The organism is Pseudomonas sp. NC02, from assembly GCF_002874965.1.
Lineage (GTDB): Bacteria > Pseudomonadota > Gammaproteobacteria > Pseudomonadales > Pseudomonadaceae > Aquipseudomonas.
Window position 1 is genome coordinate 3120864 of record NZ_CP025624.1, and the last position, 20469, is coordinate 3141332.

The 20469-nt window shown below is 57.4% G+C and carries 23 protein-coding genes, 1 tRNA gene and 3 pseudogenes; 13 read left to right on the forward strand and 14 right to left on the reverse strand.

Annotated features, from left to right (window positions below):
- Positions 1-9 precede the first annotated feature (9 nt).
- The 5 genes and pseudogenes from C0058_RS14735 to C0058_RS14755 all read left to right on the forward strand — a co-directional run bounded on the left by C0058_RS14735 (position 10) and on the right by C0058_RS14755 (position 3010).
- Positions 10-714 (forward strand): bifunctional 2-polyprenyl-6-hydroxyphenol methylase/3-demethylubiquinol 3-O-methyltransferase UbiG, encoded by a 705-nt coding sequence (locus C0058_RS14735; RefSeq protein WP_102368904.1) that lies wholly within the window; start codon positions 10-12, stop codon positions 712-714.
- A 105-nt stretch (positions 715-819) separates the two neighbouring features.
- A pseudogene (locus C0058_RS14740) lies at positions 820-1351 on the forward strand (glycoside hydrolase family 19 protein).
- Positions 1348-1638 (forward strand): annotated as a pseudogene (locus tag C0058_RS14745) (lysis protein); the annotation flags it as partial. The pseudogenes C0058_RS14740 and C0058_RS14745, both read left to right, overlap by 4 nt.
- Positions 1639-1679: 41 nt before the next feature.
- The gene (locus tag C0058_RS14750) at positions 1680-2831 is read left to right on the forward strand and encodes a PepSY domain-containing protein (RefSeq protein WP_102368905.1); all 1152 of its coding nucleotides are present in this window, start codon (positions 1680-1682) and stop codon (positions 2829-2831) included.
- On the forward strand, positions 2828-3010 hold the full coding sequence (locus tag C0058_RS14755) for a hypothetical protein (RefSeq protein ID WP_023658797.1): 183 nt from the start codon (positions 2828-2830) through the stop codon (positions 3008-3010). Before C0058_RS14750 ends, C0058_RS14755 begins: the two co-directional genes overlap by 4 nt.
- A gap of 25 nt (positions 3011-3035) precedes the next feature.
- On the opposite strand, the pseudogene C0058_RS33055 reads toward C0058_RS14755, so the two are convergent.
- From C0058_RS33055 to C0058_RS14770, 3 genes and pseudogenes are all read right to left on the reverse strand, one after another.
- Positions 3036-3176, reverse strand: a pseudogene (locus C0058_RS33055) (DUF159 family protein); the annotation flags it as partial.
- Between the two features lie 28 nt (positions 3177-3204).
- Positions 3205-3543: a hypothetical protein gene (locus C0058_RS14765; RefSeq protein WP_008435088.1), complete on the reverse strand. Its 339-nt coding sequence runs from the start codon at positions 3541-3543 to the stop codon at positions 3205-3207.
- Positions 3544-3664: 121 nt separating this feature from the next.
- Positions 3665-4597: an alpha/beta fold hydrolase gene (locus C0058_RS14770; protein WP_256346303.1), complete on the reverse strand. Its 933-nt coding sequence runs from the start codon at positions 4595-4597 to the stop codon at positions 3665-3667.
- 173 nt (positions 4598-4770) lie between these two features.
- Between C0058_RS14770 and C0058_RS14775 the strand changes: the two genes are divergently transcribed.
- The 3 genes from C0058_RS14775 (at position 4771) to C0058_RS14785 (ending at position 7443) form a co-directional block, all read left to right on the forward strand.
- Positions 4771-5727: a GlxA family transcriptional regulator gene (locus C0058_RS14775; RefSeq protein WP_166742164.1), complete on the forward strand. Its 957-nt coding sequence runs from the start codon at positions 4771-4773 to the stop codon at positions 5725-5727.
- Between the two features lie 263 nt (positions 5728-5990).
- Complete coding sequence (locus C0058_RS14780) at positions 5991-6527, forward strand: spore coat protein U domain-containing protein (protein ID WP_102368906.1); 537 nt, start codon at positions 5991-5993, stop codon at positions 6525-6527.
- Positions 6528-6948: 421 nt separating this feature from the next.
- On the forward strand, positions 6949-7443 hold the full coding sequence (locus tag C0058_RS14785; RefSeq protein ID WP_087693941.1) for a hypothetical protein: 495 nt from the start codon (positions 6949-6951) through the stop codon (positions 7441-7443).
- 167 nt (positions 7444-7610) lie between these two features.
- Here the strand turns inward: C0058_RS14785 and C0058_RS14790 are convergent, their stop codons facing one another.
- The 3 genes from C0058_RS14790 to C0058_RS14800 form a co-directional block, all read right to left on the reverse strand.
- On the reverse strand, positions 7611-7991 hold the full coding sequence (locus C0058_RS14790) for a DUF1090 family protein (RefSeq protein ID WP_003207691.1): 381 nt from the start codon (positions 7989-7991) through the stop codon (positions 7611-7613).
- Positions 7992-8229: 238 nt separating this feature from the next.
- Entirely contained in the window at positions 8230-8550 is a 321-nt protein-coding gene (locus C0058_RS14795; protein ID WP_087693939.1) for a hypothetical protein, read from the reverse strand.
- 6 nt (positions 8551-8556) lie between these two features.
- The gene (locus C0058_RS14800) at positions 8557-9513 is read right to left on the reverse strand and encodes a glycoside hydrolase family 6 protein (RefSeq protein WP_008435075.1); all 957 of its coding nucleotides are present in this window, start codon (positions 9511-9513) and stop codon (positions 8557-8559) included.
- A 145-nt stretch (positions 9514-9658) separates the two neighbouring features.
- Here C0058_RS14800 and C0058_RS14805 point away from each other — a divergent pair, with 145 nt between their 5' ends.
- Positions 9659-10177: a DUF1993 family protein gene (locus C0058_RS14805; RefSeq protein WP_102368907.1), complete on the forward strand. Its 519-nt coding sequence runs from the start codon at positions 9659-9661 to the stop codon at positions 10175-10177.
- 80 nt (positions 10178-10257) lie between these two features.
- Complete coding sequence (locus C0058_RS14810) at positions 10258-10581, forward strand: helix-turn-helix domain-containing protein (RefSeq protein ID WP_087693937.1); 324 nt, start codon at positions 10258-10260, stop codon at positions 10579-10581.
- 34 nt (positions 10582-10615) lie between these two features.
- Here the strand turns inward: C0058_RS14810 and C0058_RS14815 are convergent, their stop codons facing one another.
- The 3 genes from C0058_RS14815 to C0058_RS14825 are packed head-to-tail and all read right to left on the reverse strand — an operon-like array spanning position 10616 to position 14320.
- Positions 10616-11989: a hypothetical protein gene (locus C0058_RS14815; protein ID WP_102368908.1), complete on the reverse strand. Its 1374-nt coding sequence runs from the start codon at positions 11987-11989 to the stop codon at positions 10616-10618.
- 4 nt (positions 11990-11993) lie between these two features.
- On the reverse strand, positions 11994-13181 hold the full coding sequence (locus tag C0058_RS14820; RefSeq protein ID WP_102368909.1) for a DUF6384 family protein: 1188 nt from the start codon (positions 13179-13181) through the stop codon (positions 11994-11996).
- The gene (locus C0058_RS14825; protein WP_102368910.1) at positions 13181-14320 is read right to left on the reverse strand and encodes a merozoite surface protein 3b; all 1140 of its coding nucleotides are present in this window, start codon (positions 14318-14320) and stop codon (positions 13181-13183) included. Before C0058_RS14825 ends, C0058_RS14820 begins: the two co-directional genes overlap by 1 nt.
- A 211-nt stretch (positions 14321-14531) precedes the next feature.
- Here C0058_RS14825 and C0058_RS14830 point away from each other — a divergent pair, with 211 nt between their 5' ends.
- Together C0058_RS14830 and C0058_RS14835 are read left to right on the forward strand one after the other, a co-directional pair.
- Positions 14532-15140: a LysE family translocator gene (locus tag C0058_RS14830; RefSeq protein ID WP_102368911.1), complete on the forward strand. Its 609-nt coding sequence runs from the start codon at positions 14532-14534 to the stop codon at positions 15138-15140.
- Between the two features lie 822 nt (positions 15141-15962).
- Positions 15963-16049, forward strand: a tRNA-Leu gene (locus tag C0058_RS14835).
- A gap of 80 nt (positions 16050-16129) precedes the next feature.
- Here the strand turns inward: C0058_RS14835 and xerC are convergent.
- The 5 genes from xerC to C0058_RS14870 form a co-directional block, all read right to left on the reverse strand.
- Complete coding sequence (gene xerC / locus C0058_RS14840) at positions 16130-17161, reverse strand: tyrosine recombinase XerC (protein ID WP_102368912.1); 1032 nt, start codon at positions 17159-17161, stop codon at positions 16130-16132.
- Positions 17162-17371, reverse strand: coding sequence for a DUF4224 domain-containing protein (locus C0058_RS14845; RefSeq protein ID WP_102368913.1), 210 nt, complete (start codon positions 17369-17371; stop codon positions 17162-17164).
- A 2-nt stretch (positions 17372-17373) separates the two neighbouring features.
- Positions 17374-17595, reverse strand: a complete 222-nt coding sequence (locus tag C0058_RS14850; protein ID WP_102368914.1) for a hypothetical protein — start codon at positions 17593-17595, stop codon at positions 17374-17376.
- Between the two features lie 642 nt (positions 17596-18237).
- Positions 18238-18423 carry a hypothetical protein gene (locus tag C0058_RS14865; protein WP_102368916.1) on the reverse strand — a complete coding sequence of 62 codons (186 nt, stop codon included), beginning with the start codon at positions 18421-18423 and terminating at the stop codon, positions 18238-18240.
- A 132-nt stretch (positions 18424-18555) separates the two neighbouring features.
- Positions 18556-19143 (reverse strand): hypothetical protein, encoded by a 588-nt coding sequence (locus C0058_RS14870; RefSeq protein WP_102368917.1) that lies wholly within the window; start codon positions 19141-19143, stop codon positions 18556-18558.
- Between the two features lie 438 nt (positions 19144-19581).
- Between C0058_RS14870 and C0058_RS14875 the strand changes: the two genes are divergently transcribed.
- Positions 19582-20439, forward strand: a complete 858-nt coding sequence (locus C0058_RS14875; RefSeq protein ID WP_102368918.1) for a DNA/RNA non-specific endonuclease — start codon at positions 19582-19584, stop codon at positions 20437-20439.
- The last annotated feature ends 30 nt before the right edge of the window (positions 20440-20469 follow it).

Here is a 20469-nt window from a genome sequence, read left to right on the forward strand (position 1 = left end):
GAGGGAATTATGATAGGTGAAAATAAAGAAAATTATCTCTCCTGGAAGGGCTGGGATTGTGATTCCTTTGGTTCGCATAGCAAGTGGCACAGATCCTTTTTTAATTCTGAACTTAAGAGGACGGGCGTTTCAAATATTGAAAGCGTTCTAGAGATTGGGTTTGGAAATGGAGAGTTCATGTCATTCGCTGTTGATTCCGGACTTGAAACTGTAGGGGTCGAGTTAAATGATGAGCTTGTGGGCATGGCTTCATCTATGGGGTATGAGTCATATTCTAGTTTGTCCGATATTCCAAGCGGTAAAAGATTTGATGTTGTCGCAATCTTCGATGTATTAGAGCATATCGATCAGGTTGAAATTCCTGGTTTTTTAGCCGAGGTAAAAAACAAGCTAAATCCTGGCGGTGCAATATTGGCTAGGTTCCCAAATGGCGATAGTCCTCTTGGCCGAATTCATCAGCACGGAGATGTTACGCATAAGACAACTATCGGTAGCGGGAAAATTAGATATTTTGCAGATTCTGTTGGTCTTAGTGTTAGATACTGCGGTGCTCCATCAATGCCAATATTTGGATCTCCTGCTAAATACGCGATTTACAATTTATTCGCGAGACCCATAAGATGGATCTTTGATAGATTCTTTGGTTTTTTATATCTTCAAAGAGTAGACGTGACATTCTCTCCGAATTTAACAGTTGTTCTTGCCTTGGATTGATATACATAACATGGATTTGATCTCACTCAGCTGGATATTCAATAATTGATTGCCACCAAATACAAGCCCGCCAATGAGCGGGCTTTTTTTCGCCTTGAGGAAAGCATGCCGATTACGGCGCAGCAATTGCTGCAGATCCTCTCGAGCTCCGGCCGCCAAGCCGGCGTTTTTGTTCCTGTGCTGAATTCGGCCATGGCCAAGTACGGAATCGTCACTCGACTGCGCATTGCTGCGTTCATCGCCCAGGTCGGGCATGAGTCGGGCCGTTCCGCTGGCTGAAAGAGTTGTGGGGCCCCACAGCGCAGCAGGCAGGCTACGAACGGCGCACCGATTTGGGTAATACGGTGAATGGTGATGGCTTTAAGTACCGTGGCCGAGGCCTGATCCAGATCACCGGGCGGGCCAACTACAAGTCGTGTGACGATGCCCTGGGCTTGGACCTGATCAATCAGCCCGAACTGCTCGAGCAGCCGCAATACGCCACGATGTCGGCGGCGTGGTTCTGGTCGACGCGGGGCTTAATACCCTGGCGGGTCAGGGCGACTTCGTGAAGATCACTCGCCGCATCAATGGCGGAATCAATGGACTGGAAGATCGCCAGGCGCTGTATGACAAAGCGCTGGAGGTGCTGGCATGACGACCATGCAGAAGCTGGCAGGCTTGGCGTCGCTGATCCTGCTGGCCATGGCCGTTAGCGTCGGCGCTGCCTGGAAGGTGCAGGACTGGCGGTTTGACGGGAAGCTGGCAAAGCAGGCGGGGCAATTCCAGACGGACCTTGACGCGATCGGCAATGCCGCTAGCGCCGAGGCCCGCGCCGAGCAGGACAAGCGCCTGGCCATCGAGCAGCAACTGGCCGCCTCCAACCAACAACACACCAAGGAATTATCCGATGCTCAGCGCAATCAGGCTTTGCTGCGTGACCGCCAGCTACGGCGCCCCTGGCGCTTTAAGGAAAACCACCGAGCATGACTGCACGCACCTTGCGTATCTGGTTTCTGGTCCACAAATGGACCAGCCTGATCGCTACCGTTTTCCTGTTGTTGCTGTGCCTGACGGGGCTGCCACTGATCTTTCATGAAGAGATTGAGCACTACTTCGAGCCGCCGCCGCCCCTGCGCCCGCTGACCGCCGATACACCACCAATCGACTACGACACCGTCATTGCCAGTGCATTGGTGGCGCAGCCGGGGGAGGTCGTGCGTTTTGTCGGTTTCGATCCGGAAAGTCCGCTCGGTACGGTGTACACGGCAACGAGCATTATGCCGCCACCGATCGAGGGGCATTCGCAGTCGTTCGATACACGCACTGGCGAGTTATTTCCTGCGGTGCCGCCAGACGAAGGGTTCATGAACCTGATGTTGCGCCTGCATACCGATTTATTCATGGGGTTGCCCGGTTATCTGTTCCTAGGATTCATGGGGCTGCTGTTGGTCGCGGCGCTGGTGTCCGGCGTGGTGGTGTACACACCGTTCATGCGCAAGCTGGACTTCGCCACTGTGCGCAACGGGCGCAGTTCACGCTTGAAGTGGCTGGACCTGCATAACGTGCTCGGCATCGTCACCCTCGCCTGGGTGTTGGTGGTGGGGCTGACAGGCGTGATCAATACGCTGGCATTGCCCATTTTCGACTTTTGGCAGAGTGACCAGTTGGCGCAGATGACCGCGCCCTACAAGGATGCGCCGCCGCTGGAGCGTCTCGGGTCGTTGCAAAAAGCGCTGGATACCGCGCGTAAGGCGGCGCCAGGCATGGAGCCCAGCTTCATCGCCTTTCCCGGTACTCAGTTCAGCAGCCAGCACCATTACGCAGTGTTCATGCGCGGCACCACGCCGCTCACTGCGCGATTGCTCAAGCCGGCCCTGGTGGATGCGAGTACCGGCGAGCTGACCGACATGCGTGAGATGCCGTTGTACGTGAAAACCTTGCTGGTTTCGCAGCCGCTGCATTTTGGTGATTACGGTGGTGTGCCGCTGAAGATCATCTGGACGCTGCTCGATCTCATCAGCATCGTCATCCTCGGCAGTGGGCTCTACCTGTGGCTGAGCCGTCGCAAGGGACCGTTGCAAAAACGCTTGGATGAATTGCATGCCAGCGGGCCGGAAATGGGGGGCCGATCATGAGGCGCGGACTGTGGATGATCTTTCGCTGGCCGCTGTTGCTCTTTGTTCTAAGCCTGTTCGGATTGCTCTCGGCGCTGATCGGTGACGGCGTCTATGACCTGCTTTCATGGCTCAGCCTGGGGGTGCCGTTGGGGCTGGTCGGGGTGGTTTGGCTGCGTTTGCGTTCAGCCAAACGATGATTGGCGCGATCCTCCGCGCCGTCATCAACAGCGTCAGCTTCCACTCGGTTGCAGGTCGATTTTCTCCCAGCGGCAACTCACCCACGGAGTTCGCCAGGGCATTGGGCATGCTCAGCGCCGCGACGAAGTCGTGAATGCCGCTGTACTGGGAAAGTCTTCCGCACATGGCCAAGCCCTCAACCTGAAACCTGAGCTTAGACAATGGTTTTCGGGTGAGACATCAGTTCGTTCAGCACACTGCGCAGCCTCTCGGCCTCGCGCGTGCTGAGTCGATCTGAAGTGGTGAGGTTGGCGATCTGCTTCCTCATCGCTGCAGCTTCGGCACCGCGCAGCCTGAGGTATCCGGCAAACTCTTCGTTCTTTGCCTGTGCTTCTGTCAGCATCGCGACCAGGCCGAAGATATCCGCCCGGGCCTTGCGCAGTTGCAGGTTCAGTTCCTGGATCTCGTTCTCGAGCAGCCGGGCGTGTTGTTTGTGCATTTCGAGAGGCGTGGGGATGCCAAGCCACCCGCAGGTGTCTTCGTCGATATTCATAGGAGGTATTTCGAGCGCTGTATGTGTATACAGTATTCGAGATTGAGTGAAGTGGAATGCTTGAGGCGACGAACTGCAGGGTTACCCGACGATCAGTCGGGCGCGGGCCTCCCACTCTTTACTATTTACCGGCGGTGATACGCGCCATGAACTGACGCGTCAGGCTGGCGATCTGCTCGGTTTTTTCATCGAGCGCGAAATGCCCCGCGTCCAGAATATGAACCTCGGCCCCCGGCACATCATCCTTGTAGCGCATCGCCCCCGGCACAATGAACGACGGGTCGTATTTTCCCCACATGACCAACATCGGCGGTTGGTTGTCTTTCAACCATTGCTGCCATTTTGGGTAAGAGGCTACGTTGTTCTGGTAGTCCAGCAACAACGCCGACTGTATCGCCCGCTGGCCCGGACGGGATAAGGCGGCAAACTCGTCCTCCCAGGCATCAGGGTTGTAACGCTCGGGATGAGGGCTGGTGCCCAGATGACGCTGCTTCGTGCCTTCGTACCCCGTGAACCCATCGACTTGTTCGGGATGCTCGGCGGGAGCCTTCCAGTACTTGGCGATGTTCGCCCACTTGGCACCCAGGCCTTCGTCATAGGCATTGGCGTTCTGGATGATGATGCCGTGCAGTTTTTGCGGCGCGTTGAGGATCATCCGAAAGCCTACCGGGCCGCCGTAGTCCTGCATAAACAGGGTGTATTCATGGATCTGCAATTGCGTGAGCAGCTTGCTCATGGTGTCGGCCAGATGGTCAAACGTGTAGGTGTAGGTCGCGGGCGAGGGCGCGTCGCTTCTGCCGAACCCGGGGTAGTCGGGTGCGATCACGTGATACCGGTCAGCAAGCAGCGGGATCAGCGAATCCCACATGCGCGAGGACGAAGGGTAGCCATGGAGCAGCACCAGGGTCGGCGCGTCCCTGGGGCCGGCCTCGCGATAGAAAACCCTCACGCCGTCCACACTGGACCAATGATAGCCAGTGGACTCGGTGGTATAGGGGACGGACGGCACCGGTTCGCTGGCGTGTGCCGGTGCGGTCATCGAAAGAGTGGTCATAAGTGCTCCCAGCGTGCAAAAGGTGGCGATGTTCATTGAGGCCCTGAGCTCTGATTTGCGCATTTCCCGGTGAAATGCAGCTGCGATCAGAGTGAACGCATCCGGGAACTCACACCATTGGCCCAATGACCATTTTTCATTAGAATCGGGCCAATCTCGATCAGGCCCGCCCTATGAAAAAAAGTGTGAAAGTTGCAGTCATCGCTTTTAACGGCATCAGCCCCTTTCACCTTTCTGTGCCGTGCCTCGTATTTGGTAAAGATCGCCGAGTGGGGGATTCGCCCTGGTTTGAATTGGTGGTCTGCGCGGGCGAAGAGGGGGCGCTGGTTACCAACGCCGGTTTCGCGATCCACTGTGACCATGGTTTGGACCAGGTTGCAGGAGCTGACATCGTCATCATTCCCAGCTGGCGGGACGTCACCGAAAGGCCGCCGTGCGCACTCCTCGAAACGCTTCAGGCAGCCCATGAACGGGGCGCGCTGGTGGTCGGCCTGTGCCTGGGGGCGTTCGTGCTTGCCCATGCGGGCCTGCTGTGCGACAAGCGGGCAACCACGCACTGGGCGTGGGCGGCGCATCTGGCGCGAGATTTCCCACGCATTGAAGTGGACCCCAAAGTGCTCTATGTCGAGGCGCAGCAAATCCTGACCTCTGCAGGCGTGGCCGCAGGGCTCGATTGCTGTATTCATATCGTCAGGCGGATCTATGGGCGGGGGGTTGCCAACGCGTTGGCGCGTCAACTGCTGGTTTCCCCCCATCGCGACGGAGGCCAGGCCCAGTTCATCAGCCAGCCTGTTCCTCAAGGCGCAAGCGACCAGCGTCTCGGCCAGTTGCTGGACTGGCTTCGGGCAAACCTGGAACAACCGTTGTCAATCGATCAAGTGGCGACGAGGCTGGCGATGAGTCGACGCAGTTTCACCCGGCACTTCAAGCAACTGACCGGCTCGACGTTTGGCAAGTGGCTCACGAATGAGCGAATCAAGGCCGTCCAACTGCAACTTGAAACAACCGACCACAGCGTCGAGTCGATCGCTGACGCTTGCGGGTTTGGTACAAGCCTGTCGTTACGCCAGCACTTTTTCTCGATCGTGGGCGTGAGCCCCACAACCTACCGGAAGGCTTATCATCGATAGGGAGCTACCTGTAATTTCCGGTTCCGATACCCGTTCGCTGACGTGCAGCGACGGAGCGAAAACTGGCCAGTGACTCCTGCGGGTACAAGGCCGAAAAGCTCTCCAGGCAACCGCCTGCAAGTGAAAGCGATTTGGCCTCGGGCTGGCAGTTTCCTCCTGACTGACTAACCTTCTACGCAACGGCCATCCTTGTACAAGTGTCAAGGGTCCACCTCAGGGACCTGAACCGGCGCGCTGGGTTGGCAAGTCATAAGGAGAGCTTCATGAATGGACTTATCTCAAGAGTCTTACTGGCGTTGACAACACTGGCCTGGGTGTCCGGCTCCCAGGCCGCGACCACCGTCACCGGGCAAATCAGTGCGTCGCTGATATTGATCAATAGTTGCCTGGTCAACGGCGTGGGAGGCACCACAGGCTTGAATTTCGGTGCGTTGAACTTTGGTACCGCCAACACCCTGTATACAGAGGCTGATGGGCAAGTGCTGGGCGGCGGCGGGGCGCCTTTGTCTATTCAATGCTCGGCGGGTACTTCGCCGGTATTGACCATCACGTCCGGCGCCAATGATGGCAAATCCACCGGTGGAACGCGTGCCCTGGCAGACGGTGCCGGCCACTTTGCGCCCTATGACATCTACACCGACGCCGCCCACACGCAAATTCTTGCCAACAACGGCACTATCAATCTCACGGCCAGCACCGGGGTTGCGCAAGCCGTGAATATTTACGGTAAATCCCCAGGCAAGGTGGGTTTGCCGGCCGGCACTTATACCGACACGATTGCGGTCACGCTGACGTTTTGAATATGAGGTATATCGCTTGCGGCAATCTTCGGATGCCAAGGGAAATAATTTATTTGCTGTTCCATTTTGAACTCCGTCTTCCATTTTTGAGCGGGAGACGGCATAGATTTATTGATTTTTAAATTGATCTCTACCTGTATCGCATTCACACCCCTAAAGCCATCTACGGGATGACAGGAGTTGGATGATCAGGTGCATGCATCATGTTAATATCGCCACCCCTCGTGACCGAGGGGCCTCTGGCGGGCAGGCTGGTCGAGAGAAAATCCCCTTGTTTCCTGAGATTTATAGCTTGATGTGCCATTTTTAACGTCCATGGCATGATTTCGTGGGCGTTAATCAGCCGATATTCATTTTTCCATTTAAAGCTGCGCTTGCTATGGCAGCAGTTCAGAAACTATACGCCTCAAAAGGAAGAGTCATGGCCGTACCACGCATTATTTTCCCAATAGCCATTGCTGTTGTCGTGCTCGGAGCCGGCACGCTGATCTATCAGGGCCTCAACGGCACAAGCAGCTCGCTGAGCTGCGCAGATGATTTCTCGCAAGCCACGGTTATCGAGGGTGTTAAAGGTACAGTTGCCGGCGACACTACACTAGCCACCAGCCAGGCTGGTGAGTCTGGACATATTCCTTTTGCCAAGCCTTACCATTCGGTCTGGTGCAAATGGACTTCCCCAGAAGACGCAAGCTTCACATTTGATACCACAGGCTCAAAATTCGACACCGTGCTTGCCGTTTATAAAAGCACGAGCCTGAATTCGATGCCGGTGGCCGGCACGAACAATAACCAGTCGGAAAATGATGTAACCAGTGCTGTGACTTTTTCAGCCAAGAAGGGTGAAACCTATTCGATTGCCGTCGATGGGTTTGAAGGTGCTTACGGTAAGTACATCCTCAACTGGGCCAAGAAATAAGCGAACATGGCAGCTGTCGGCGGCCATTGGCTAAGGTGAAGGGGGACGACAATCCTCCACACCAGAAAACCCCGTAGATTAACGTCTACGGGGTTTTTTATTGTCTGCCGGTAAGTACGATGGGCGAAAAAACCGCAATCGCGGGCCTTTTCGCAGGGCAGCCCGACTTACTTGAACAAACCGCCAATTGCGTTGATCGCATCCGCAGCCTTGTTCACGTTTTGCTGGCGTTGAGGGTTAGTGTCCACTTGTGCCTGAGTGTTGTAGGTACTGTTGCTGCAGCTCTTGTTGGTTTGTGTCAGTGCTGCCTGGAACGCGGTCGCGCGCAACGTATCGCCCTTGGCATTGGCCGCATTGATATTGGTCTGCAGGTCGCGGATCTGTTGCTGGCAGGAGGCACTGTTGGCGTTGACGGTGTTGTTGCTGTTGCCGGCACCCCCCAAGGCAGATGACAGGGCACCGGTGAGGGCAGACAGGTCGGCGGCGTGGGCGGGCAAAGTGAACAGGCTGAACAGGGCGGCGGCTGGGGCGAGTTTGGAAAGACGCATGGCAAACCTCAATGTTTTATTGCCTGCGCATCTCCGGGGGCCCGAGCAGGCGCAGAACAATATCCGTATAGAGGTGAGCGCTCGGGTGGGGCGAAATATATTTGGTCAAATTTTGACCTTCAACCGTGAAACTCCATAAATGTGAGTTGTTTCACGTTGTTTTCTGGCATTGACGACGTATCAAGGTGAGGGCACGAGCCCGAGTGATGCGCGATGCAAGCTGAAACGCCTGGGTGCTTCACTTGGCGCAACAAACACCCGATAGCTTCACCAGCAGTGTCAGCGCGACGATTGCCCAGCCAAAGTTGAGTGCGACAAACATCCATTCCGGCGGATTTGTACCCAGGAAAATCGTCGAGGTAACCGTCAAGAAAACCATCAAAAGACCAATTGGGAGCCAGAACCAGAGGTGTTTCTGGCGCTGGCACACCTCTATGTGCAGCGGGCTATCTTCATGGAGCGTCATGTGTTGTCGGCCTCGGTAACCTGCTGCTTCCCTGCCGATGTTCAGCTCAAGAGCGCTATCCTGAGCAATGAGTCCAGGTGATGCAAGGCTCATTCGCCGTTAGTGTCCATCAATCAGGCGAAGTGCCAGTTCGGCACTGAAGGTGCCTGCCGCCGGGCCTTCATGACAATCGGTTTTCGTCGAAGACGCACCGTCCGAATTGCCCGGGAGTTTGATCCATAGGGCAACCAACCGTGGCGAAAGCACTTGCGGTGGCATGCCCAGCCTGCGCCCCACCGGGTTGCACCAGTCTCCAGGATTCGCACCATTGCCGTTGCGGCTGGTATCCACCGCCACGGCTTTTGTATAGGCGTATTCGCTTAACAACCTGGCATTGATGGCATCGCCATAACTGCGCACCTGGGCAAGGGTGTAGAAGTTGGCGATATTCAGGGCAAACCCCCGGATCTGTTTCACCCCGGCTGCATTCAACGCATCGGCCATGGCGCCTGGGGATTTCCAGCCTGGATTGCCAGCGTCCAGATAAACATCGGCATGGCGTGCGCGCTGGTTGAACCCCGATACGGCGTAATTGATTAGCCCCAGCCGCTCGGCGCGCTTGTCCTTGTCCAGGCACTGCAGGTCTGCCAGTGCGTCCGGCTCCAAGATAACCAGCGCCGGCTGGTCTCCAATGCCTTTGATCAGTTGGTCTATCCAGCCCCGGTACTCCGCCGCTGCCGGTGCGCCACCCTTCGAGGCGCCACCGCTGCAGTCGCGGTGGGGCAGGTTATAGGCCACCAAAATCGGTGTTTTATCAGCGCTGGCGGCAGCGGTTACATAGCGATTGACGCGCTCGGCCAGCGTTCCTATGGCCTGGCTGGTGCCGGTCAGCCACAGGGCACTGGGCACCTCGGCAATGGTTGAGCGGATGCTTGCAGTGGCAGGCGTATCGGGGTGCTGCTGGACCCACTGTGCGGCGGTGGACTGTGGGTTGACGTAGAACCCATCACTCGCCTGGGCAGCAGGCAGCATCGACAGGCAGATAAAGCCGGCGGCAAGGGTGGCGATCTTTAGCACGCTCTACACCAGTAAGAGGGGCGGGTGGCCAAGGTAAGTCGGCTCGCCGCTGACGTCACGTGAAGCTGCATGAAGCTTGCCGGCTAGCCGCGTAGACCGTGCCCATGGCATGCTCCCACGCTCAGCATCCAGTCAAGGAAGAACGATGTCGACCTATGTAATCACCGTCCCTTGCTTTGCGCAGATGTTGCGCTCGCTCAAGGGGCTTTTGTCCAAAGGCGAGGCGCATGCCGGCGAGTTGGGCTATGACCCGCGAAACCTGCTGAGCGCGCGGCTGGCGCCCGACATGCACACCCTCGCAACGCAAATCCGGTTTGCGTGCACCCAGGCCCAGGAATCGGTCCAGCGTCTCACCCATCAACCGCTGCCGGTTCTGAGCACACCCGCAACCCTGAGCGAGGCGCGTGGGTTGATCGAGCAAACCCTGCAAGCCCTCGCCTCGGCAGATCGCGAACTCATCGACAGCAGCGAGCGCGCTATCTCGATAGAACTTCCCGACGGTACTATTTTCGACATGACTGCCTACGAATACGCGGTCAATTGGGCCATTCCACAGTTCTATTTTCACCTGATGACCGCCTATAACATCCTTCGCCATAACGGTGTGCCGCTCGGCAAGGCCGATTACGTGCCGCATATGTTCGCCTTCGTGCGCACGCAATAGGTAGCCACCCGAATGAATAGACCCCGCTCCTGCGCATAAGCGTATGGTGGGTGTTAAACACGTTTATTGAGGTACCCGCCATGGACGATAAACTCGGCACCCGCCTGAAAGAGGAACGCAAGATCCTGGGGCTCTCCCAACAGGAGTTTGGTGCGATTGGCGGTGTGGGTGCGAATGCTCAGGTGCACTACGAAAGTGGCGCGCGGGCGCCCAAGTCCGATTACCTGATTGCCATCCGGCATAAAGGCGTGGACGTGCTTTACGTGTTGACGGGGGAAAGGGCGGTTATCAACCAGGCCACCCTGAGTGACAAGGAGACGTTGATCATCAACCACTACCGCACGCTGGACGGGCTGGATCAGGATGCGATTGCGCAGATCACTTCCTCGTTGTCTGACAGCTAGCAACGAGGAAGTCCCGGATTTGCTTCGCGCCAGGCTAGAAGCTGTCGGTCGTCCTGAAGCTGCCGCCGCCTGTACTGCCTGACGTCGAAAAGCTGGCCGTGTTGTTATTGCTGCTTTCGACGGTGGCGACGCCAAGGACGACAGGGCTGATCGATGCGCTGACATAGCCTCGCGTCGCCCCTGCCGCTACCTGACTGCGGCGCACGATTTTAAGGCCCCGGCCAAGCACATCCACAACCTGGCCAAGGGTTGCACCCTGGGTCATGTAGCTCTCTACCAGACGCTCGAAGTCAGTCGACAGGTCAAAATAAACATCGCGGCCGGTAAACGCATCGTTGCGAACTTTGCGCTCCAGGTCTTTGGCACGCTGGTAGCTGTTCTGGTGTACCACGGCCTCTTCCTGGGTATCCGCCAGTTGCTGTACCACCGCTTTCAAGCGCAGGTTCAGGGTTTGCAGTTGCTCGACGATCAGGTCGTCGGCGTCGTCCGGGGTGTGGCTGGCCAGGTCGATCAATTCGCCGATGCTGCGGGTTTTCAACTGGTCAGTGAGCAACTGGCGTGCGCGCTGGTACTGCGGGTCTTCGTTGCGTGAGTAGCTGCCGAGTTTTTCCTGGATGGCATTGGCCTGGCGCTTGGCGTTGTCGACTACGCGTTGCAGGGTGTCGAGCTCGGGTTGAATTGAGGCCTGTCCCAACTGGTCACGTGCCTGAGCCAGTTGCGCATCGACGCTGGCACTCAAGGTGCTGATCAGGGCGATGCGCTCGGCCTGCAAGGCCTCGTTTCGCTCACCAAGGGCGATCAGGCTCAGCTCGTTCTTGCGGTTGGCGAGGTAGTTCACCTTAGTCGCCAGCCAGTTGTCCATCCAGCGGTTCAGGCGGTTGCGCCGGTATTGGTCGGTGCCGAAGGCGTGTCCGCGCAGGTAGACGTAGACCAGGTTGGTATCAAAGGTCGGACGCTTCAGTGCGCACTCCTGGCGCAAGTCTTCATAACCGCTGACGTGTTCTCGGTGGGCGGCCTGGGCCAGGTCCAGTTGCTCGACCTGGCGGGCGTAGTCGGGGTTTTGTTCCAGGGATTGCCGGGCTTGCTGGTCGAGGGTTTCGGCTCGCGCTTGCAGTTTTTCCTTGCCCGCCAGCGCCTGGGCCACGGTCTGCTCAGCGTCGCGCAGTTGCTGGTGGAGCAGGTCCTGGGACTGTTGGCGCAGGTTCAGGGCAGCGGCGACTTGCTCGTTCTGCGTGTTGCCCTGGTCCAGGTGCAGGGCCGCGATTTTACCCAGGCGCTGGGTAATGTCCTGCTCCAGCGCCAGTTGCTCGCCGAGCAGTTCAGACAGGTGTTGCTCGGCCGTGCGAATCCTCAGCTCGGCGTTGCGGGAGTTACGTTCGGTGATGCCGATCAGGGTGTCAGGCGTCATGTCTTCACCACTCCAATATCGTTTCGAGCGGGTCGGTGGTCCGTTGGCTCAAGTAGGTGACTTCCATCCTGCCGGCTGGCTTGCGGCCGACTACACGGTTGGTCAGGTGGCCGTCGTCGAGTTTGTCGGCCTTGACCTTCAGGTATTCGGCCTGCGGTACCCGCACAGCGAACTGGCTGGCCCACGCGCCGGTGCCGGTCTCACTGCTGACGGTGGGCAGTAGAACCGGTCTGTCCGACAGGTCGACGGCTTCGACAACCAAATACCAGCTCTTGCCCTGGGTCGAACCAGGATTGGAATTACACAGCGCCTTGTCGTAGCAGCGCTCGACACCGGACGGCGTGCCGGGCCGGTCGACAACCCGAATGGTCACCTCCTTGGGGATCAGTTCGGTGTTGGCACGCAGGGCCCTGAGTTGGCCGCCGGCTTTTTCGATCTCGAATTTCCCGATGAGGTCTTTGATCATGACCAGTTCGGCCTGCATGCCCCGCGTCGCTTTACTGTCGGCGGCGGGCAGGTGAATGTCGGCGACTTTGCGGGTCAACTCGTTGAGCTGGTCGGTCATCGGCTGGACTGCCTTGACCTTGGCTAAAAACGCCTCCAGCACGCCGATCTGCTCACTGGCGTAATCGACCCCGGAGGTATCGACCATGGCCAGGGCATGTTCGGCCTTGGTATTCAGTCGGGGCAAGGCACTGAACAGGTCGCCGCCCTCAATATAGGCCGGGTCCTGTTGCACGGCGCTCAAGCGAGCCTTCAGGTGGGCTATGTCTGATTGTTTTTGTGCCGCGTTCGTCTCGACGGCGATCGCCGCTCTTTGAGCCTCTTGGATCTCGTGTCTGGCGACCATCACCCGGCTGCATTGCACCACCAGGAAGGTGACCGCGATGAGCTGGATGACGAGTATGCCGCGATGCCGCCTGAGCAGTACTTTGCTCCAGAAGCGGTCAAGCGCACTCAGTTCCTGGGCCTCGAACACCAGGCGTTTGGAAAAGAATTCGCGCACGCCCTGATCGATCTGCGCTTCGGTAAATTGAATGCCGTTGTTCTGGTAATACTCGCGGATGCGCGCCGCCACTTCTGCGCGGCGTTGGGGCAGGCTCAAGTCCTTTTCCACCGCCATCTGCTGGTGGCGCAGTTGATCCACCAGCGCCATCGCGCCGAGTTGCTCGGAGAGAAGAATGTCGCTCATCAAGCGGCCTTGGTCAGCAATGCGGCGAACTTGCGTTTGGCCTCTTCGACGGCTTCGGCGATGTCACGGGACGCGTTGCTGGATTCAGCGCGGTAGGTTTCCGTCAGGCCGTGCATGTCAGTCTGGAAACTCAGGGTGGCGTCGGCCAGGGCGCGCACCGAGTCGACCTTGATGGTGGAGCCATAGCTGGCCTTGACCGCCGCTTCCAATTGGGTGTTGCCGGTGCTGCCCAGGGCTTCAAGGCCCTTGCTGATGCCGTCGGTGGTGGCATTCAGCGTGTTGGTGGCTTCGGCCAGTCCACTGTTGCTGGTGAACGACACCGCGAGGCCGGTCAACACCACTTCGTTGGTAGAGAAGAACGAGACCATGCGTTGGTACTGGCGCTCCTTGATCACATGCACCTGGTTGATCCGGGCGAAGACCATTTCGGCCGTGTTGTAGCCGACCTTGAGGTCATCGGCGATGTCCTTGACGATCTGGTAGCGCTTGTCTTCGTCCTGCAGCGCGCGTACCGCTTCGTCACGGCGCAATTCCAAGGCCGCGCGTTCGGCCGGCGCCAGGGTTTCGGCAGCCGTGACTTGGGCGTTGGCCTCGTTTAACGCCTGGGTACGCTGCTCCAGGACCTGGCCGGCCAGGGCGAGCACTTGTTGGGCATCGACCTCGGCCGCTTTCATGGCCATGCGAAAATCCAGGTAGGCCTCCAGAATCACCGTTTCCCGGGAGATCTGGTCATTGGCCGACTTGCACACCTGCAAGTAGTTTTCACGGATCTCGCTGAAGCGGCTGGGGATCGAGCCACGACGCAGGTTCATCCAGCTCAGCTTGAGCTTCTCCAGCGTATCCAGGCGCCCATCATCCATCCAGCCCGCCATGGCCGCAGCGTCTTCGCGAATCGAGGTGAAGCTCTGGGTGATGTCCATGAAGCGCGTGGAGATATCCATGCCGGCGATCTGCTCGCGAACCACGCTGTTAAAGGTGGTCGACTGTTGCAGCACGGCAGCGATAGCGGTGACTTTGGCGGTGTCGTACTGGGCCACGCGGTCCAGCAATACCAGTACCGGTGCGTCTGGAACCGGCTGCAGAAGATTGATGCCCAGGGTCCGCAGGCCCGTCAGCGCGCGGTCGAGGTAGTTGCTCATCGAGTGTCCTTTCAGGATGTGTTCAGCACAGTGTGCAGAGAAGGGCGCAAGTATACCGATCAATGAAGGCAAACCAATGGCAGTTTGGTTGGAGGGCGCTTGTTGGCAGGCCTGACGAAGTGTATGACCGTATCTACCGCTAGCTGTACGGGGCGCAGGCTGGCGCAACGTTCTACTGTCACGGCCACAGTACTCGTTCGGATGTCGCGCCATGCTCATGTCTTCAAGCCTGCTTTCAGCTTTCGCGCTGTTCGCCTTTGTGTCCTCAATCACCCCTGGTCCCAATAACACCATGTTGCTGGCGTCCGGGGTGAACTTCGGTTTTATTCGCTCGATCCCCCATGCACTGGGCATCAGCATTGGCTTCATGTTGTTGGTGATCGCCGTGGGCCTGGGCCTGGGAGAAGTGTTCAAGGCGTTGCCGTGGGCCTACACCGTATTGCGTTATGTGGGGGCGGCGTATTTGCTGTACCTCGCCTGGAAAATCGCAACGTCCAGCGCGATGTCCGATGACACCGATAACAAGCGCAAACCCATGACGTTTCTCGGCGCGGCGGCCTTCCAGTGGGTCAACCCCAAGGCCTGGGTCATGGCGCTGGGCGCGATCACCACCTACACGCCTGCCGAGGGTTATGTCACCAACGTGCTGTTGATTGCTGCGGTGTTTGCCTTGGTAAACCTGCCCAGCGTTTGCGTATGGGCCGGCTGTGGCAGCGGCTTGCGCAATGTACTGCGCGAGCCACGCTGGTTGCGGGTGTTCAACTGGTCGATGGCGGGGCTGTTGGTGCTGTCGTTGTATCCGATGTTTTTTGCCGGCTGACACGCCTTCTGACCTCCAGCGGGTTGCGTCAGCAGGCCATGGAACCTAGACCGGTGAGATGGTGGCCAGCAGACCAATTGCGATGGTCAGCGCAAGAAAACCGAACAGGAAAAATGCCATCTTAGCCATAAGGCCTCCGAAATGAACGGGCCGGCAGGACGGTTCCTGCCGGGCTCCACGGGCGTGTCGGGAGTGGGTGTATTGTCAGGGCAGGGCGGTTTTCGATACAGGGGCAGATGCAGAAGAAAAAAGCGTATCAGATGGGCCGGGGCGCCGCAGGAGCAGGAAAGCCGGGGATGATCATTTTGGGGTATCAGGGAATAAACAGCGGCTCAGTAACTTGTGGGCGGGACTGCTGAAGGAACTAACCTTTTGCGTGGAGTATCGTATCCACGATTTTCGTGGGAGGTTGAAGGCGAACTGCGTCGTGCGTGGCTATTCTCAAGCGGCGCTGGGAGGGTTCCTTGAAGTGATTTCATCGGGGCGAGTAGGCAAATGGGCAAGACATTGGCTGCGCTGTCGTTTTTGATGACCCTGGTTTGGGTTTCAGTGGTTATTGCGGTAATGACTTATTTTTCCTGATGCACGTGGGGCACGGGTGCGGCACCTGGTGAAGCGGTCGGTATCGCCATTGCCCACTCCCGCCTGCAAAATCTGTAGATGACTGATCTGGCGAGCTTTTTTGTTTGCAAGGGCGCCGCTTGATTGTTTGAAAAAGCCCGCACCCGACCTTGCATCGAGGGGGCTGGATCTATATATTCCCTAGCCTGCTGCAACGCTCAAGGGCTTTTAACGCTGCTTGGCCTGCTGCATAGCGCTACCGCCCGAATGGCGAAACTGGTAGACGCATGGGACTTAAAATCCCCCGCTCGTAAGGGCGTGCCGGTTCGATTCCGGCTTCGGGCACCATAATATTCAAGGGTTTGCGGGGTTTTAGGACCTGGCTGGCTCTTTGTGTTTTTCCGCAATATTCTTCTCCTTTCCGCAATTCACTTCGTCGGCGTAACTTTTTTGCCGATACGTTTGCGGATGTAGTTCTCTGTCATCACCACGGTTGTGTGCCCAAGCTGATCTCTGGCTTGCAGAATATCTCCGCTTGATTCCGCCTTATCGGTACCAGCCTTTGCGCGCAGGTCCCGCATCTGAAAGTCTGCCTTTTTTACGCCGGCAGCTTCTCTCGCAGCATCAAATCTCCCCCGTAACATACTGCTAGTCATAGGCTGCCCGTTGTCCATTACGATGAGTTTACTGGACCGGATTTTATGGCTGTCTTTCCTGGCCAGTATTCGGTCGATCACAACCTTCAACTCCCCAACGATTTCAATTCGTCGCTTGGCCTTGGTTTTTCCCTGCTGCACAGCAAGGCGATCCTCCCTGATATCGCGCTCATCCATTTTTAGGGTGTCAGCGATACGCTGACCTGTCAGGTAGAACAGATCGAGCGCGTCTTTTAGCGGCTGGTCTGCGTGCAAATACACCATCGCGAGCATTTCATCTTCGACGTAGATGTCACGTCCGCTTTCCTTATTGCCTTTAACACCGGCGCAGGGATTGGCCAAGGACGTGTAGCCGCTGGTCCTGGCGAAGTTCCAGATCGAGCTGAGCAATGCTTTCTCGCGATTTGCACGAACAGGTGCGGTCTTTCCTCGATGTCTCAAGTACTGGGCAACGTGCTGGGGCTCAATAGCTTCCAGCGGGGCGGGTGGGTCATTGAAGAAGGCAAGTAGCTGCTTCAGCTCTCTGGCGTTGTCTTTCTGCGTCGCTGGCGCTTTAGTTGGAACAACTTCCAGCATGTATTTTTCAGCGACATAGGCGAAAGTCAGTACATCCTGCGCCATGGCCTGGGATACACGGCTTTTTTCGAGCTTTGCATACTCCAAAATTGCCAGCCCGTAGTCCTTGCCCAATGGTATTTCTTTGCGTGGCGTCCCGCCTGTGTCGTAAAGGTAATACGTCGTGTCGCCACGCTTCCTTTCGCGTAACCGGGGAATGCTCCCAGGCCGGGTTGGTTTTCGTCCCATCTACCCCACCAGCCGCGGTTGCCATTTCGGTTTTTCCATAACGCCGGCAGCCTCGCCAGTGATTGCCGATGCGATGACGCAAGGCCACCCGCTGCGTTTGATGGTGTGGCGAATGCCGTTTCTTTTGAGAACTTGCACCTGGCCTGCTTTCGTTTTCGCGCCGGTAAGCGTGCAAACCTCTTCATGCGACAGGAAGTGAATACCGTCCATAACTACCTCCCACCGGCCGCTGTGGGCCGGGCTGTCTTGATGATGTGAATGACCAGGCTGAAGGTGATCAGCATCCAGCCGCAGGTGCCGGCGAAGGCGTAGAGGATGTCGGCCGTTTCGCCGTCGGCCAGAAGACGTGGGCCGAGCCAAAAGAACCAGCAGCCGCTGCCGACCAGGTACAGCAAAGCGCCCAGCAGGATCAGGGTGAGTTTGAATGCGAACATGTGGTGTCCTCGCCGCGCTGGGCGGCAGAAGGTGGGTTACAGGTTTACGAACTGGCTGTTTGGTTCGAATGGCTTGCCATCAGGATCAGGCACCAGGGCCGGCACATTCTTTCGGATGAACTCATCAAAGCACTGCGGGCAACTGATCGTGTTCGCAGTGCGAAGTTGGGTGTGCCCGGTGTATCCGCACACCGGGCACTTCATTGCCGTCGGAATAACGTAGGTCATAGGAATACCTCGCCCGCCGCTCACCGGCAGGCATGTAGGGGAATGGAGTAATGGCTCTTTGCTCGGGTTTCTCAACCCTTTGGATGGGTGTACAACAGGTGTTTAAGTCGTTGCGACTGTGGGAGGACGCGTGTCACATAATCTGGATGTGCCGATCGCTCATGAGTACCGAGGTCACACGGTATTCCTCAAGTTCGTCTGGAAAAGGCCGAACGACCCGGTGCCTACATCCGCGACAATCATCGAGCCCGTGGACATACACGGTATGGGTGAAGTCGCAGCTGAGCTGGCAGGACCGTGGTCCGATTACCCGGCCGCCCTGGACGAAGCGATGTCGGTCGCAGAGCGCTGGGTTGATAGTCAGCTTCCTTGATCCCGCCCGCCGCTCACCGGAAGGCATGTAGGGGATTGTGATTACATCAAAGCCACCAGGCACGCCGCTGCGATTTGTCGCCGCAGCTCTTGGCGTTGTTGAAGGCTGATCATGCCGCGCTTGTAAAGGCGGTTAGTCCATCTGTCGCATTCACGGAAAAAGCGATTCCTAGATTTGCGGCTGGCCACTGGTGCAATGGCGATAATTGCTTCTGCGAAGGCTCTCATGAGGCTCTCCTGGTTTGGTGAGCCTTGATGGTCGGCGCGTTGAACTGTCGGTTTCCCGACTATTTGCAGTTGAAATCGCTCATGGCCTTGGCCCCTTGTAGATGAACACGTAGGCGAACCAGAGGGTGGTGATCATGGCGTCACCCGTGCGGCCGCGATTTCATCAAGGAGCGATTGCGGCAGAGATGCGGCGAACTCGCCTTCCGACCACGATAGTGGCTCAGACTGACAAATCATCTCGTTGAGCAATTCGAACGCTGCCAGCAACTGTTCGTCGCGTATCTCGCCGTCCTCCGGCAGATCGTCGCAGAAGTGGTCGGCCGGATCGATTTGGCTGGGATAGTTCGGTTCACAGATGCAGAGCTGCAGGTCCGCCAGATCGATATCGCTGTCGATAAGGTAGTCTCGGAGGCTGTCTTCATCGAAGAAGTACTGGTCGCCATCGAAGATAACCAGCGGCTCCCCGGCCCAATCCTTGATAGGCATCGCAGCGAATTTAGCTTGGCGCCGAGCGTGGCGGCACGCATTGCAGGAACTGTTCACCTCGTAGATTGGGTGATCAGGGTTCACGTCGCAGCGGCGATGGGTGGCGCCGCAGTAGCGGGCAAGGTTCTCGTCGGCGCCGAAGAATCGCCCGTCGGCTGAAACCCAGCCTGTTACCGTTTTGAGGCTGGCTGCTTCTGGAGCATCGAACATGATGATTGGCTTTTGTGCAGTCATGACTTCGTCCTTGCCGCTATAGCGGCTGACTTTGAAGGGGGAGGGGGTTATTTAAAATCGGCCTAGACGAGACCGTGGGATGTGCTAGAAATGACATGTCGCGCATGCATTTCAGATATTCGTTGTTGGGGTGCTGCGCGGCAGACGCTCTATTACTCCGTTGGAGCGGGACCTCCAGCTGTGGGCATTGATCGGTAGGCTGTCGCATTTAGCCGCGAGTTAAACAACTCCCTTCCTCTGGGCTACTAACTCAACGCCTTGGCCTGCCGGTCATCTCTTCTGATTCACTTCAAGCGGCCGCTGTTACCCGGTCATGGGTATTCACGAGCGCCAAAATGAAACGTTCATATGTTTCAATGTTCCCGTCAGCTCGCGGAGGAACCGCAGGGCTGATTTTCTATTTCCCGATGTAATCGTTTCACCCAAAGGAGCTACACCATGCAAGGAAGTATTAAGTTGAGAAATTTCGCGTTTCTGCTGATCCCGTTCGTTGCGGCCTGTACCACAACTGACCGAACCCGAGAGGGTGGGGCCCAGATTGAAAGCGCACCGCGCGTTCAGGCTGTTCAAGCAGTCCAATTCGATAACTGTTCAGTGGGGTGCCCAACAGGTGGCAGTCCGATGACGCTGAATCGCCAGTCGTACACGCTGAACAACAACGGTTCGACCAAGTTTGCGAACTGGGTCTCCTACAAAATCACGAAGGAAACTCCGGCAAGCGGGCGCCCGCGCAACTGGAAGACCGATCCGGATATTCCCGCCGGTGAAACGCTCGATCCGGTGGACTACAACGGTGCCAACGTTGCGCTCAAAGTTGACCGTGGCCACCAGGCCAACCTGGCTTCGATGGCAGGCGTTCCTGACTGGCAAACCCTCAACTATCTGTCGAACATCACCCCGCAAAAGGCTGACCTCAACCAGGGGCCCTGGGCGCGACTTGAGGACCAAGAGCGCAACCTCAGCAAAGAGGCGGGCGTTGATCAGGTGTTCGTCGCTACCGGGCCGCTCTATGAGCATTTCGTCGGCACGCTGCCAGGCACAAACAAGGTGCACACGATCCCTAGCGGGTACTGGAAAATCATCTTCGTCGGCAGCTCGCCAGAGGGTGGTGTCTATGCCTCGTTCGTGATGAACCAGGAGACACCAAAGGGCGCCAATTTCTGCGACTACCAAGTGACCGTGAATCAGATTGAGGAGCGATCAGGCCTCACGTTCTGGAGCAATTTGCCTCAGGCCGTCCAGACAGCTTTGAAGTCGAAGCAAGGGCAATTGCCGGCGCGGATTGGCTGTAAGTAAACACTGCAATCAAGCACACGAGGCTGCCGG